General features: G+C 36.3%; 10 protein-coding genes. 5 read left to right on the forward strand and 5 right to left on the reverse strand.

Features of this window, described 5'->3' with window-relative positions; translation table 11 throughout:
- Positions 1-94: 94 nt before the first annotated feature.
- Entirely contained in the window at positions 95-3,472 is a 3,378-nt protein-coding gene (secA, locus tag VB248_RS04780; RefSeq protein ID WP_323295598.1) for a preprotein translocase subunit SecA, read from the reverse strand.
- 276 nt (positions 3,473-3,748) lie between these two features.
- On the opposite strand from secA, the gene VB248_RS04785 reads away from it, so the two are divergent.
- A complete protein-coding gene (locus tag VB248_RS04785) occupies positions 3,749-4,225 on the forward strand; it encodes a hypothetical protein (protein WP_323295599.1) in 477 nt (158 codons plus the stop codon).
- A 177-nt stretch (positions 4,226-4,402) separates the two neighbouring features.
- Here the strand turns inward: VB248_RS04785 and VB248_RS04790 are convergent, their stop codons facing one another.
- Positions 4,403-5,032 carry an NUDIX hydrolase gene (locus VB248_RS04790; protein WP_323295600.1) on the reverse strand — a complete coding sequence of 210 codons (630 nt, stop codon included), beginning with the start codon at positions 5,030-5,032 and terminating at the stop codon, positions 4,403-4,405.
- A 223-nt stretch (positions 5,033-5,255) separates the two neighbouring features.
- Positions 5,256-6,224 carry a virulence protein RhuM/Fic/DOC family protein gene (locus VB248_RS04795; RefSeq protein ID WP_323295601.1) on the reverse strand — a complete coding sequence of 323 codons (969 nt, stop codon included), beginning with the start codon at positions 6,222-6,224 and terminating at the stop codon, positions 5,256-5,258.
- Positions 6,225-6,840: 616 nt separating this feature from the next.
- Here VB248_RS04795 and VB248_RS04800 point away from each other — a divergent pair.
- Positions 6,841-7,581 (forward strand): formylglycine-generating enzyme family protein, encoded by a 741-nt coding sequence (locus VB248_RS04800; protein ID WP_323295602.1) that lies wholly within the window; start codon positions 6,841-6,843, stop codon positions 7,579-7,581.
- 168 nt (positions 7,582-7,749) lie between these two features.
- Here the strand turns inward: VB248_RS04800 and VB248_RS04805 are convergent, their stop codons facing one another.
- Both VB248_RS04805 and VB248_RS04810 read right to left on the reverse strand, forming a co-directional pair.
- Positions 7,750-9,708 carry a M1 family metallopeptidase gene (locus tag VB248_RS04805; protein WP_323295603.1) on the reverse strand — a complete coding sequence of 653 codons (1,959 nt, stop codon included), beginning with the start codon at positions 9,706-9,708 and terminating at the stop codon, positions 7,750-7,752.
- A 108-nt stretch (positions 9,709-9,816) separates the two neighbouring features.
- Entirely contained in the window at positions 9,817-10,572 is a 756-nt protein-coding gene (locus tag VB248_RS04810; protein WP_323295604.1) for a hypothetical protein, read from the reverse strand.
- Between the two features lie 333 nt (positions 10,573-10,905).
- Between VB248_RS04810 and VB248_RS04815 the strand changes: the two genes are divergently transcribed.
- The 3 genes from VB248_RS04815 (at position 10,906) to VB248_RS04825 (ending at position 15,686) form a co-directional block, all read left to right on the forward strand.
- Positions 10,906-12,039 (forward strand): helix-turn-helix domain-containing protein, encoded by a 1,134-nt coding sequence (locus VB248_RS04815; RefSeq protein ID WP_323295605.1) that lies wholly within the window; start codon positions 10,906-10,908, stop codon positions 12,037-12,039.
- A gap of 212 nt (positions 12,040-12,251) precedes the next feature.
- Complete coding sequence (locus VB248_RS04820; RefSeq protein WP_323295606.1) at positions 12,252-14,156, forward strand: outer membrane protein assembly factor BamB family protein; 1,905 nt, start codon at positions 12,252-12,254, stop codon at positions 14,154-14,156.
- Between the two features lie 369 nt (positions 14,157-14,525).
- Positions 14,526-15,686 carry an aminotransferase class I/II-fold pyridoxal phosphate-dependent enzyme gene (locus tag VB248_RS04825; RefSeq protein WP_323295607.1) on the forward strand — a complete coding sequence of 387 codons (1,161 nt, stop codon included), beginning with the start codon at positions 14,526-14,528 and terminating at the stop codon, positions 15,684-15,686.
- The last annotated feature ends 12 nt before the right edge of the window (positions 15,687-15,698 follow it).

A 15,698-nucleotide genomic window follows, 5' to 3' on the forward strand; every position in this document is an offset into this window, starting at 1 on the left:
AAAAGCCTCAGATTTTCAATAAATCCGAGGCTTTTTTATGAACTTGTTTCCAAGAATTATCTGTCAATTTTGACAAATAATTCTTGGAAAACTTTTAGGCAATTACTACTGCATTACCTTTTTCAACGTCTTGTTCAACCGTTTTGTATTTTACGTTTTCTTTGATTGAACCATCACGATATTGAACGGTTACTCTTTGGTTACGGTCAGCAATTTTCACTGCTTGGCGTGGAGCAACTTTTTCTACCACTTGGTTGGCACTTGGGTCGTGATAATCGTTTTCATCACCTCTTCCGCCCGCTAAACCACCTAATAAAGATGAAATAGCTTCATCTTTTTGTACTTGTAATTTAGGTTGTGGAGCTTGGCGACTTGGTGCTGCTGGAGCTGATGCTTCTTGAATTTCTGGCATATCTGCTTTCATCAAGAAACTTACAGTATCTAAATTGATTCGACTCAAGAAACGCTCAAATAATTTAACGGCTTCAAATTTATAAACTAACAATGGGTCTTTCTGCTCGTAACTTGCATTTTGTACCGACTGTTTCAAATCGTCCATATCACGTAAATGTTCTTTCCATTCTTGGTCAATCAAACTCAAGGCGATTGATTTTTCCATTTCTTGAATTACTTTACGTCCGTTGGTATCAATGGTTTCTTGTGCATCAGCAAATAACTGAGACATCATCGAGCCACTTACTAAAGGTACTTGCATACCAGCATAACCATGTGCAATGGCTTCTTTCGCAAAGGCTACTACTTTATCTGCTAAACCTTTATTTTTTGCGTGATAATGTTTTTCAGCAGCATCATACAAACGTGTAGTACGTTGTTGAGTATTGAGTTTGCCGATTTCTTCACGAGTAAATGGAGGTTCAATTCCCAAAATATCAATACAACGTAAAGCTAATTCATCATAGCTTACATTGTTTTGCACAATTTCAGAACAAACATCATAAGTATTATTTGCAATATCCAAAGCTAAACGCTCGCCGAAAAGGGCATTCTGGCGACGCTTATAAATGGCATTACGTTGGTAGTTCATTACGTCATCGTATTCCAAAAGACGCTTACGAATACCAAAGTTGTTTTCTTCTACTTTTTTCTGAGCTCTTTCTACCGAAGAAGTAATCATTGAGTGCTGAATTACTTCGCCTTCTTCCATACCCATTCTGTCCATTACTTTAGCGATACGGTCTGAACCGAATTTACGCATCAAGTCATCTTCTAATGAAAGGAAGAATTGAGAAGAACCAACATCACCCTGACGACCCGCACGACCTCTCAACTGTCTATCTACTCTTCGTGACTCGTGTCTTTCAGTACCTACAATTGCCAAACCACCTGCCGCACGTGCTTCTGTTGATAATTTAATATCCGTACCACGACCCGCCATGTTAGTTGCAATCGTTACTTTGCCAGCTTGACCAGCTTCTGCAACGATGTCTGCCTCACGAGCGTGTTGTTTGGCGTTCAATACGTTGTGTTGAATTTTACGAATCGTAAGCATACGGCTTAATAATTCGGAGTTATCAACCGAAGTAGTACCCACCAATACTGGGCGACCAGCAGTTACCAATTCTTGAATTTCATCAGCTACGGCATTGTACTTTTCACGAACGGTTTTATACACTTTATCTTCGTGGTCGATTCGAGAAATCTTACGGTTTGTCGGAATCGTCACAACATCTAATTTATAAATTGTCCAGAATTCACCTGCTTCTGTTTCAGCCGTACCAGTCATACCACAAAGTTTGTGATACATTCTGAAGAAGTTTTGTAAAGTAATCGTTGCATAAGTTTGTGTAGCATCTTCAATGTTTACCCCTTCTTTTGCTTCGATGGCTTGGTGCAAACCGTCTGAATAACGACGACCTTCCATAATACGACCCGTTGATTCATCTACGATTTTTACTTTACCGTCCGTTTCATCAACGATGTACTCAACGTTTTTCTCGAATAATGTATAAGCTTTTAATAATTGGCTTACGGTATGGATACGCTGTGTTTTCGCTGAATATTCACGAATCAACGCCTCTTTCTTAATCAAACGCTCTTGTTCTGTAATACCAACTGCCTGTTCAATTTGGTTCAAATCAACAGAAAGGTCTGGAATAACGAAGAAGTCTGGATTTTCAACCATGCGAGTCATAAAGTTCAGACCTTTCTCGGTCATCTCTACTTGGTTGTTTTTTTCTTCAATCGTAAACATCAACGGAGCATCTGCTTCTGGCATTAATTTTTGATTATCAGCCAAATAGATATTTTCCGTTTCTTGTAAAATCTGTTTGATACCTGTTTCCGACAAATACTTAATTACTGGTCTTGCTTTTGGCAAACCTCTGTAAGCACGGAAAAGTGCTAAACCACCATCTTTTTTATTTCCAGCGGCAATCAATTTTTTGGCTTCAACCAAAAAGTCTTGAACCAATTTCTTTTGTTGTTCAACCATACGAGCCACCAAAGGATTGAAGGCATCGTACTCTTGCTCGTCGCCACGAGCCATTGGTCCACTGATAATCAAAGGAGTACGGGCATCATCAATCAAAACTGAATCGACCTCATCGACCATCGCATAGTGATGTTTGCGTTGTACTTGTTCCTCTGGAGTACGTGACATATTATCACGCAGGTAATCGAAACCAAATTCATTGTTTGTACCGTAAGTAATGTCAGCTAAGTAAGCCTTGCGACGTTCCTCTGTGTTAGGTTCATGCTTGTCGATACAGTCAACTGTTAAACCGTGGAATTCAAAAAGTGGAGCATTCCACTCAGAGTCACGTTTTGCTAAGTAGTCGTTTACCGTTACTAAGTGTACGCCCTGACCAGCCAAAGCATTCAAGTACGAAGGCAAAGTTGAAACTAACGTTTTACCTTCACCCGTAGCCATTTCAGCAATTTTTCCTTGATGAAGTACCACACCACCAATCAACTGAACGTCGTAGTGAACCATGTTCCACTCAATTTCGTTGCCGGCTGCCATCCATTTGTTATGCCAAATGGCTTTATCGCCCACGATTTCAACGTTTTTCTTTTTGGAAGCAATAAACTTATCGTGAACAGTAGCGGTTACTTCCAACTTTTTGTTTTCAGTAAACCTTCGAGCGGTTTCCTTCACAACGGCAAAAGCCTTTGGAAGAACTTCGAGTAAAACAACTTCTAATTGTTTATCACGGTCGAGCTGTAATTTGTCAATTTGGTTGAAAATAGTTTCTTTCGCATCAACCGACATTTCTTGATTTGCTTCAACTTCTAATTTTAAATCAGAGATGTCAGCATCAATTTTAGCAAGATTTTTCTGGATAATAGCTTTTAAATCAGCCGTTTGCTGACGCAACTGTTCGTCAGAAAGGTTACGAAGAGCAGCAAACTCCTGATTGGTTTTAATCACGTAAGGCATCAATTCTTTGATGTCTCTTTCTGATTTTGTACCAAACAGCTTTGTTACTGCTTTAGTGATTGAATTTATCATTGTGTTGGGTTTTAATCTTTTTAAAGGCAGACTTCGTCTTGCGTATAATTTTTCAATTTTCAATTAAGAAAATAGAATACTTACAAATTTAGTTCATTCAACGCTTTTAAAAACACTTTCCTTATAATAATATTGTAGATAAAAGCTCTGAAAATGCTAAAACAAAATAGATTTTTATTTGTTTTTTATAGTTAAACAATTGTTTTTCAGGTTTTTGTATTGTTAAATATCCCTTTAATACTTGTTTGTAAATTCATATCTTTAAAATAGCCTTTCATGGAACAAAGCTCATATCGTCGTCGTCCACCTCGTCAGAAATTAAAAATGCCCTTAATCGGTAGTTTATTAGGAGGTGACAGCAATTCAACAGCTAAAGACCCCAGTGTATTATCAGGAAAACTAACGCCTTTAATTATTGGTGCATTCGTTATTATTTATGGTCTTGATTATTGGAGAAATAAAAATGATACCCATAGAGTATTTCAAGGAGTTGATGAAATTGAAGAAATGGCTTGGGAAGGTAAAATCGTTAAGAAATGGGCAAATGTAATTCCGCCAAATAGCGAAGTACACTATGTTTTGCAAGTAAAAGAACCCAAAGGAGAAGTGAAAACGATTGATTTAGGCAACGAAAAAACAGGTTTTGGCGATTTGGTAATGCCTAAAAATACAGTAATTAAGAAAGCTGGAAGCTTTGAAGTAACGCTCAAACGTTATTTTAAAAATGATACTACGATTACTTTGAAGTATTAGTTAGCTGTGAGCGATGAGCTTTGAGCCTTTTTTTAGCTGTTAGCTTTGAGCAATGAGCTTTGAGTTTTAAGTTTTGTTTTTGTGGTTAATTGTGAGCTTTGAGCCTTTTTTATAAATCTTAAATTTAAAAAAAGCTCAAAGCTCGTAGCTCATTGCTTAAAGCTAAATAGCTTACAACTAATCCAAATAAACTTCTTTGTCGGGATTATTCTTGTAGTCGAACATCATCAAAATCTGAGATTCAAGATTTCTTGGTTCTGACAGTGGAGGAAGCTTATCTGCTGGGAAGTATTGTATATCAGAGGTTTCCATAGTGTTTTGTGAAATTTCTCCACCAGTTTTTTCACAAAGGATAAAGAGTTTATAAACGTACCAAGCTTCTTCGGGATGCGGATGATTTTTCTTATCCATCACTGCCAAAAGTCTTACTGTTTTTACATCAATTCCTGTTTCTTCTTTCACTTCTTTTACGGCAACTTCTGAAGGCGTATAACCAACATCAGCCCAGCCACCCGGTAAAGACCAACGGTCGTCAACACGTTCTTTTACCATTAAGATTTCGTTATTTTCGTTAAAAACTACAGCACGAACATCCACTTTTGGGGTTTGGTAGCCATCTCTTTCTTGAGTAAAAAGAGACCCAATTTTTTCAATAGGTTCATCCGTAAGTTTACTTAAAATTTGAACACTGAGGTCAGATAATTCTTGGTATCGGTCTTGGTCGTAAGGACTTTGAGAGTAAAACAAACCCGCTTGAGCCACGGATTGAATTCTTTTGGCAATGGCAAGCCATTCTGTGTTTTTCATGTGTGTTTTTTAGGGAATAATAAAGGGCTAAGTATGAGTGTTGAGTTTAAAGTTTTGAATTTCAATATGTTATATTGTTTTTATTAAAATTAAACTATAAATTTCTGAAAATGAAAGATATAACTCATAATTTATAACTCATAATTTTGCATTAATACTTATTTCAAATTGAAAAATATTGTTGAAGTCTTGCTTGTTATATTATTTTCATAATTACTTCAATCTAATTGTTTCCATTAATCAAACTTACGACAACCTTTACCATCATCTCTTTTTCTTCTGGTTTACTTTCTGCAATCATCAGTGTGAGTGCAACCAAAGCATTATCCGCAATGCGTTTTCTACCATCTGGATGATATAGAAGTTTATTTCGTTCTAAAAACCAAACAAATAAAAAGGCTGCTATTCGTTTATTGCCATCGCTAAATGAATGATTTTTCACTACAAAATATAATAAATTTGCTGCCTTTTCTTCTACACTTGGGTATAGCTCAATTCCACCAAATGATTGATAAATGGTCGCAACCGAACCCTTAAATGAATTGTCTTTTTCATTCCCAAACAAGGAACTACTCCCAAATTTACTACCTAAACTTTTGATGGCGATTATTGCTTCTTCATAAGTAATTGTAAAATATTGTTCGGAGGATGTATTTTCAATAGTAAGTATTTGATGGTCGTATTTATCGAGAATATCTAAAGCATAAGCAAAGTCTGTGATAACTTTGAGCAAGCCCGTGGCTTCATCAGCAGATAATTCTTTGTTTTGTAAAACATTTGCTAATAAACTAACCGTATGACGGAGATTCTCATACTGTTCAATTTTGATTTTATCCTTAATGGCATAGCCTTTAACCAAGTATTGTTTTAAAACTTTATTAGCCCAAATTCTAAAGTCTGTACCTTGTTTTGATTTTACTCTATAACCAACTGATATTATTACATCAAGGCTGTAAAATGATACTGGTTTATCAGAAAAAGCAATGTGCATTTTTTGCACATTGCTTTTTTCATCAAGCTCATTCTCTGAAAAAATATTCTTAATATGTTTAGCAACTACAGAACGTTCTTTATTAAAGAGTTCTGACATTTGAGCTTGACTAAGCCAAACGTTTTCATTTTCTAATTGAACTTCCAAAGATGTTTGTCCATCCTCTGTTTCATAAAGTATTATTTCTCCTATATTTTTCATGGTGCAAAGATGATTTGTTGAAAGCTACAAGTTAAAATTTTCGTAGTTATTTACATTACTTTGATTTAGATTTTCTAAATCAAAAATATCAGCAAACAATCAAGCCCAAAAATCTCCCAATGGCAATTTTAGGGGTTGTTTGATTATCCAAATTACCAAATGGTATAATTTTTGTAGTTCTTTCAACTCTTTCAATTACTATTTTTTCTTGATTTATTTTTAAAATTATTTCTTGATAATTTCTATCAATTGCAAATGATGGAAATTTTAAGTATTTTGGTAAATATAGTCAATGTTTGAAAATATATATAATCTGAGAGAGTTGATAAATTCAAAATGAAATATTGACACAATAGCATTAAAAATCATTAAATTAAGGTACTGAGTTTGTCTTTTGGGATGTATAAAATACATCACCATTGGTATCAGCATGACTTTGCGTACTTCAAAAAAACAGTAAATTTATTTGAATAGGGTGTAGGTATTGTAGCTATTTTTTAGCTACGAAGTGCTATTGCTTTGTCGTGATAGTACGACAAAAAATGCGAATATCCCTTTTTCGTTTTGGTTTTCTGCTCAACCATTTTTTGAAAACTTAATTCTTATCCATATAAATATGAAAAAACTTTTATTGCCTTTGTACTTAATACTTTCTATTCCTTTTGCCTTGGAGGCTCAAAATTATCCTGAGATGATTGAGATAAAAGGCGGTACGTTTATCATGGGTGATACCGACGGCGACGGTGAAAATTGGGAACGTCCGACGCATACGGTAACACTTTCTAACTTTAAAATGGCTAAAACAGAAACTACCGTGCTACAATGGCGAGAGTATTGCAATGACATCGGGAGACCTTTTCCTGCTGGAATGGAAGACTATCCAAGCGATGCAGTAATGGCGTTTGTGAATTGGAATGACGCTGTGGGCTATTGTAAGTGGCTTAGTAATAAAACAGGCGAGCATTATCGTTTGCCCACCGAAGCAGAATGGGAGTTCGCTGCCCGTGGCGGTAATGAAACCAAAGGGCATAAATATGCTGGTTCTTTCAATATTGAATATGTTGGCTGGTACAATGCCAATGCTAAGGGGATTCACGAAGTAGCCTTAAAACAACCCAATGAATTAGGGCTTTATGATATGACGGGTAATGTATTAGAATGGTGTAGTGATATTTATGGGGCTTATTCAAGTGCTTCGGCTGTCAATCCTCGTGGGCCTGCTACGGGTAGTTATCGAGTACTCCGTGGAGGAAGTTGGGATGATATTCTTTCTTATTGTCGTATATCTTTTAGAAGTAGTGAAGCACCTGAGACTCGCTATGGATATATTGGTTTTAGAGTAGTGGTAGGGCCGTAGTTGTACAAATAAGATTTTAACACAAGCAATGATACTTCGTGATATTTTACTATACGATGACTCATCTATTAGTATAAACGAAAAACTCCTCAAGAACCTGAAATTTAGGCTTTTGAGGAGTTTTTTGTTTAACCTTTAGATATTTGAATGCCAATCAAGTATCAATGATTAATTCGGTTTTGGAGCTTTATAATTTAAAGGCTTCCAAGTATTATTTTTTGAATTGAAATCTGGGAAAACATGGTCAGGGTCAATCGTTACTGATTTTAAGGGTAAATTGGTTGTCGATTTGAAAGTCCAAGTACCGCCTCTTTGCCAAATTTCAATGGGTAATGTTACTCTTTCTTTTAGTCCGCCTACCATTTCCAATTCTACGATTGCAGGCATTGCTAATTTTTCTAAGTTTTCAATCGTGATGATTGCTCCATTTTTAGGGTCTTGTTCAATATACTGAACATCTTTTACAGATTGGTCGAGTTTCCAAGTTTCGTAGAACCAACCTCTCCAGAACCAAGATAAATCTTCGCCAGCGGCATCTTCAATAGTTTTGAAGAAATCATAAGGCGTAGGATGTTTGAATGCCCAACGTTTGATGTACTCACGGAAGGCGTAATCAAAGCGTTCTGGCCCTAAAATTTGTTCACGCAATAATTTCAAGCCTAAGCCTGGTTTGTAATAAGCTTCATAGCCCAAGCTACTTGACTGCAAAACGTCTGGAATGTTCATAATTGGCTCGGCACTCTCTCTGAACAATTGTTTCGACATTTGGTGCATATCAATTTTATTGCCTTTGTATTCACCGCTATTAAAATTATCAGTAGAATAAAAATTGATAAAAGTGTTGAACCCTTCGTCCATCCAAGCAAATTTTCTTTCGTTCGAACCCACAATCATTGGAAACCAGTTATGACCAAACTCGTGGTCGGTTACTCCCCAAAGTTCGCCTTGTTTGTCGTGCATTCCGCAAAATACAATGCCCGGATATTCCATCCCACTGATTGAACCCGCCACGTTTGTTGCTACTGGATAAGTATATTCATACAACCATTTTGAATAGTATTCGATTGCACCTTTTACATATTCTGTTGAACGAGACCAAGCTTTATCGCCAGCAGATTCAGCAGGATATGCCGACATCGCCAAAGATTTTTTGCCACTTGGCAAGTTGATTCTTGCGGCATCAATGATAAAGGCTTTAGACATAGCAAAGGCAACATCACGAGCCATCGAACAATGAAATTTCCAAGTGATTTTTCCATCTTTCTTTGGACGAGAAGTAGGAGTGCCAATTTCATCTTTCCCAAGAATCAAAACTGTTTTATCACTATTAGAAGCCTCGGCAAAACGTTTGATTTGCTCTGCCGTCCAGCAATCTGCTGGGTTCGTCAATTCACCAGAACCAACAACAGTATAAGCAGCAGGAACAGTTACGTTATAATCAAAATTTCCGTACTCTAAATAAAACTCACCTGCTCCAAGATAAGGTAACACATTCCAGCCTTCGATGTCGTCATAAACACACATTCTTGGATACCACTGTGCCATTTCGTAAATCGTGCCGTTTTTTACTTCTTGTGTTCCCATACGGTCTGAACCATATTTTGGAATCGGGAATGAGTATGCAATTTTAATTTTAGATACTCCTGTGCGTTCGAGTAGCGGTGTAGCTAATTTGATTTGCATACGAGTATCACTTACATAAAAATCAGCAGGTTTGCCATCAATCGTCACAGATTTAATTACATAGCCACCGTCAAAACTTGTATTGCCAAATCTTCCGCCATTGATGGGTGTGCTAAGTCCACCACGAGATTTTGTATTGAATTGATTTTGGTCTAATTGCAACCACAAAAAATTAAGTTTATCTGGCGAAGCATTTTTATAAGTAATTTCTACATCACCTTCTACGGTATTTTTTTCTTCGTCTAAAGCAATATTGATTTTATAATCCGCTACATTTTGCCAATAAGTACTTCCGGGCGAACCTGTTCCACTTCTGGTAGGCGTCGAGAGTGTGTAGTTGAATAAAGGATTAAACAAATCGTATTGGCTATAATTTGATTTTTGTTGAGCAAAGATTTCACCTGAGCCCAGTAGCAAAGCCGCTACAAAGAATATTTTTTTCATTTTTTATTGAAGATGTTGTGTGAAATAATTATCCAATTTACAGGATAAAAACGAAAAACCCTCTAAATCTTATGTAGAGGGTTTTATTAGTATAATTTTCTTTTGAGTCTAATTGTTTTTTGCCCCAGCGTCAATCCATTTTTTGAATACCAAAATTTGACAGTCGGTCAATTTATTGTCTTGTGGCATTCCTACGTAGCCGTTGCTATAAGTAATAGCACCATACAAACGCTTATTGTCAACGTAGGTTTTTACATTGCTGTAAGTTGATAAATTAACACCGCCAGAATTGGTCGGAGCTTGGTGACAACCCAAACAATAAGTAGTAATAACAGGTTGAATCGTTTTTGAATACGAAACATTTACCGTATCAACAGTAGTACCACAAGTAACATTTTTTGCTCCTTGCTGAATCCATTTGGCAAATAAATCAATATTAGCTTTTGATAAAGCTGGAAGCGGAGGCTGTGGCATTCGCTCATTATCTGTGCGTATCATTACTTGGTAAAGTTTACTATTAGTTGGGCTTCCTGCTCTGATACCTTTGGCAATAATTTTTGCGTATGAAGTAAGCTCATAACCTTCTTCTTTACTCTTTGCATCATGGCAACCACTGGTAGCACAGTTTGAGACAATCATGGGTAAAATTTGGGTATTAAAACACACAGAATCGCCTGTACTGTTGGTAGTTGTGCCGCAGTTTAAGGTTGTACTGCTTGTGCCAGTACCCCCAGTTCCTGTACCCGTTGTCGAGCCTGTTGAAGTATCTCCTGTTGTTGTAGTGGCTACTGGGTCGTTTTTACGATTTACACAAGACATTACTCCAACAAAAAGAAGGATGCCAAAGAATAAGATTTTTTTCATGTCTATAAAAAAGAAGTATTGAGCGTTTCAAAAATATTAAGTCAATTTCGACTTTTTTATTATTGATAGCACAGTGAAATATGCTAATTGAAATATAGCCAATCATTTTCGGGTAAGTAAATGGGTGAATTTCTAAGTAATATGTCAATAGAAGTACTTGGATATTTCTGTTTTTACTTCACTCTTCCATTCATAAAGTAAAAGCTATGGTAAATTGATTGGAACGGTTTTTGTGGTTAATTTTGTACTTATGTATTATTTAATATAATTTTTCTGCAAATGTAATCTTGTTATGAATCATAATTAATTGCTTTTTGTAAAAGATATTTCAATATGCTTGCTAATTGGATAGGGTTTGGAAGTGTTTTTTTCTTGCTTGGTTTGGCTATCTTTTTCTTGAAAAACCGACACGAAACTTCTGGGAGTAATTTGTATTTAGGTTTACTTTTTTTGCTTCAAGCAATCAGTAACTTTCATTTTTTTATTTGTCGTCTTTCCGAAATCATCAATCAAGTACCTTATTTGATTCATTTTAGTGCAGGTTTCCGTTTTTTGTGGGGGGTATTGTTGTACTTTTTTGTGCAGTCCTACATTGGAAAGACTATCAAATATCAGGGTTGGGCTTGGCTACATTTTGTGCCTGCGGTGGTGGCTACTTTGTTTTTTTATGGTAAACTTTTCTTTGTTCCATCGCATGAAATCCATGAGTATATCGCTCTTATCAAACAAGATAAACATCCTATCAATCGCCCTTATCACCTTTTGTTGTTTCTTTCTAATGTTTCTTACCTTATCGCCAGTTTGCTCACTTTGCTAAAGTACCGCCTTTCGCTGACGACTTATTTCTCTAATACCGATAAATTGCGTTTGGAATGGCTCTTTAATGTACTTTTATTCTTGGTTATTTTTCATTTCATTTTGCCTTTGGGTTATGGCTTGCTCACAATCAAGTTTTTCCCTTATGTGCCACTTTTGCAATTACCGATTTTAACTTTTGTTGCTTGGAAATGTTACACCAAGCCTGTTTTGTTCAATACTTTAGCCTCATTTTCATTAGAAAATGCTGTTTCAAGCAAAGAGGAATCTAAAGCTATTGCGGCTTTGCCATCGGTACTTGACGATGATTTTAATACCGTATTGCTAACTTATATGGAAGAAAAAAAGCCCTATTTGAATGCAGAACTGACTATTAAAATGATGTCTGATGATTTGTCGATTCAGAGTTATCAACTCTCCAAAATTTTAAATCAACATTTTCAGAAAAACTTTTTTGATTTTATCAATACTTATCGAGTAGAGGAAGCCAAAAAAAAATTACTGGCAAATGCTTACGAACACCTTACTTTAGAAGGTATCGGCTACGAATGTGGTTTCAATTCTAAGTCTTCTTTTTATGCTGTTTTTAAAAAATACGTCAATCAAACCCCAGCAGAGTATCGTAAAGGAATGCTTATGAATGTTGATTAAAACCCTGTCTGTAAAATCATATTTATTTGTAAGTGTTTCATTTTTAATGTTTTATGATTTTATGTGCAAGTAAAGGAGTGCAGATTTATAAGTCTGGACTCCTTTGAATTTTTATTTCTACCCTCAAATTCTACATTTGCTCATCCAAAAACGCTGAGTATTTCCTTCCGTTTTTCTTCAACAACAATTAGCTGTAAACCCCATTTAATCTCATGAAAAGAATACTACTTTTTCTATGCTTCTGCATAGTATCACTTGTTTCTTTTGCAAAAACCAATACAACAGAATCGCCTTCTTTTTGGAAAACGAGTTTTCCTCGTGGCATCAATTGGCAACGAATGACCGATGTTGGGATTTTGGTGGTTTCTACCGACGATGCTTTGTATGGGCTGAATCCAGACAATGGACAAAAACTTTGGCAACACGAGTTTTTGAAAAAATTAAAAGAGGAACGTTATGACCCTATCGAAAATACGCCTTTGGTAGCATTGATTGATAAAAGAGGCTTGATGTCCTTAGACCATGTCATTTTAGATGTTGTGTCTGGAAAAGTATTATGCAATTCGGGTGAATTGGGTTTTCGCACAATTGAAATGCGAGTAGAACTTCCGCCACTTGGAGGAGTATTATTTTTGGGTTTGAACAAGTACGGAAAAAAGATAATGACTTTGGTTGATGTGAACGACGGACACACTCGCTTCACAAAAGAACTGACTGATTTTGGAGCAACAGAAATGTTTGCAGGTCGTCCTTTTGTCATGAACGGCGATATTCTGATTGTGAGTAACAAAGCAATTTTTCGTTTCAATGGACAAACTGGCGATAAGGTTTGGGAAATAGAACAAAAAAGCCCAAACGCTGAAATCATCAAAGAAGAAAATGCAGGTTTTGGTGCTTCGATGTCCAATTCTTTAAATCCTAAGTTTCATTATTTTACCCAAATACGACCGGGAAGAGATAAAAATAGTTTTTTCTACACCAGTAAAAAGTATGTGAATTGCTTTGATTTTGCTACTGGAAAAGCCCTTTGGAATGACCCAATAAAAGTAGGAGGTGAAATTGTAGAAACCATTTATGATAATGCAGGCTTTATCGTAGCAACCGACGACCCTGAGATTATTATGCTCGATTATGCCAACGGAAGCAGACTTTGGGGGAAAGGCCCAAAACTAAAAGGAACTGTGGCTTTTTATAATTATTGTGACAAAGGACTTTTGATTGCAATGGCGAGTTCGAGAGGAAAAAACTCTTTGAGTATTTTAGATTTGAAATCGGGGCAACACGTATTTGATAAAGCCAATAAAGTAGATGGACAAATTGTAGATTTACAGCTAACACCCAAAGGAATTTTTTACAGAACTACCGAAGAAGTAAATTTTCAAAGTTTAGAAACTGGGAAAGATCTTTGGGATAAACCTCTCAAGCTGAAAGAAGGCAATGTGGCTTGTCAAAAAGATTTTTTGCAATGGATTTATTCTGATAGAAAACTCTTTGAAGTAAATCTACAAAATGCTTCGATGAAAGAATTTGTGGCAGACAAAGTAAGACTCAACGAAAAAGAAGTGCCTTCGGGTTTTCAAGTAAGAGAAGATGGCATTTTACTAACATCGAGCCAAAATTTAGTAAAGTTTGGTTTTGGAGGTAATGTATTGTACAGCCAATATTTTCATTCGCCTACGGCAAGTACAGCAGGCAAAATTTTCGGAGGGATTTTGGCAGTAGGAGGTACGATGCTCGCCGTTGCTTCTGCTGCCAGTGCTGGCTACGCTAAAGGTGCAACAGCAAGCGGCGGGCGAACCTATGAAGTAGAAAGCTACATTCGTGGACAAGAACAAGCTCAACAAATGTGGAGTGCGGTAGCGTCGGCGGGCTTTGCCATGATGAATAAACGATTTAAAGCTTCTGCACAAACAGAAAACTTTCAAGCCATCCTTACCGACGAAGCCAATGATGGTTCGAGCAAAGGCGTTGGTTTGGTAAAAGTGAATAAAGACAACGGCAAGATAGAAGGAACGGTAATTCTTGGCGATAAAAAGCCCATTTATGACTTAGACGAAATTGGAGGCTTGATGTATTATCGTTCAAAAGATAATGAAATCACTGCCTTTAAATTCTAAGGCAAGCACATATTATCAATTAGAATAATAAAATTTAGTGGTTAGGTAATATAAAACTCTCGTCAAATTTTGGCGGGAGTTTTTTGTGAAAATGCAACACTGCAAAAAATATGAGTGGAAATATTCGATTTTTAAAGTTAATCTTTAGAAAGCAAAAACCCGTATAAAAAAGTTGCCCAGACGGAATCCATCTGGGCAATCTTAGTAAATAGTTCTACACCTATTGAGGGCAAAGTTACATAAAAAAATCTAATGAAGTCAAGTTAATTCTTAAAAAAAATAAAAAAAGTGAAGATTTTTTTCAAATCACCAAAGCTTGGAAAGCATACTTCATTTTGTGACTATCTTTGCAAAAACAAATAAACAGACTTGGATACGCTCACAAAACGAATTGCCACTACTATCGAACAAAGAAAACAGCAAGCTCTTTTTCGTACACTTCGTACCACAGATGCTTTGATAGATTTTTGTTCAAATGATTATTTGGGTTTTGCTCGTGCCGAAAACCTACAAAAGGCTATTCATTTATCAACCCAAAATATTTCGCTTCCTACGGGTGCTACGGGTTCACGGCTTTTGGCTGGAAATACTTCTTTTGTTGAAAATCTCGAAAAACAAATTGCTACTTTTCACAAAGCTGAGGCAGGATTGATTTTTAATTCTGGCTATGATGCCAATGTTGGTTTGCTGGCGAGTTTACCCCAAAAAAATGATTTTTTACTGACCGACGAACTTATCCACGCCAGTATGATAGACGGAGCAAGGTTGAGCCTTGCTACTCGTTTCAAATTCAGACATAACGATTTAGAAGATTTAACCAAAAAGCTGACTAAAATCAAGGAAGACATAAGCAATATGCCTGCATTAAAGGACTCCGCAATATTTGTCGCTATCGAATCCGTTTATTCTATGGATGGCGACCTTGCTCCCTTGGAAGAAATTACAGCCGTTTGTCAACATTTTGGAGCAAATCTCATTGTAGATGAAGCACACGCCACAGGCGTTTTTGGAAAACATGGCGAAGGTTTGGTGAATCTATTGAATTTAGAAGATAAAGTATTTGCCCGAGTGATTACTTTTGGCAAAGCTTTGGGTTGCCACGGAGCAATTGTTTTGGGAAGTAATTTACTTCGAGACTTTTTAATCAACTTTGCTCGTTCATTTATTTACACCACTGCTGCCCCTTTGCATAGTCATATTAGTGTAAAATGTGCCTACAATTTATTGCAGGCAGAAACATTTTCAAACGAACATTTACACGAATTAATTAGTTTCTTTAAAAATCAAGCAGCCCAAAACCCTGCTTTGAACTTAATAGAAAGTACTTCTGCGATTCAGTGTATTATCGTTGCTGGCAATGAAAATTGTAGAGCAGTTGCCAAAACATTACAAGATAAAGGCTTAGACATTCGTCCTATTGTATCGCCAACAGTACCAAAAGGAAAAGAAAGACTCAGAATTTGTCTGCACGATTTTAACACAAAAGAAGAAATTTTGAAAATTTTTGAAGTACTCAATAAGCTGAACTAAGAATAGAAATAA

It is taken from the genome of Arcicella rigui (genome assembly GCF_034929435.1).
GTDB lineage: Bacteria > Bacteroidota > Bacteroidia > Cytophagales > Spirosomataceae > Arcicella > Arcicella rigui.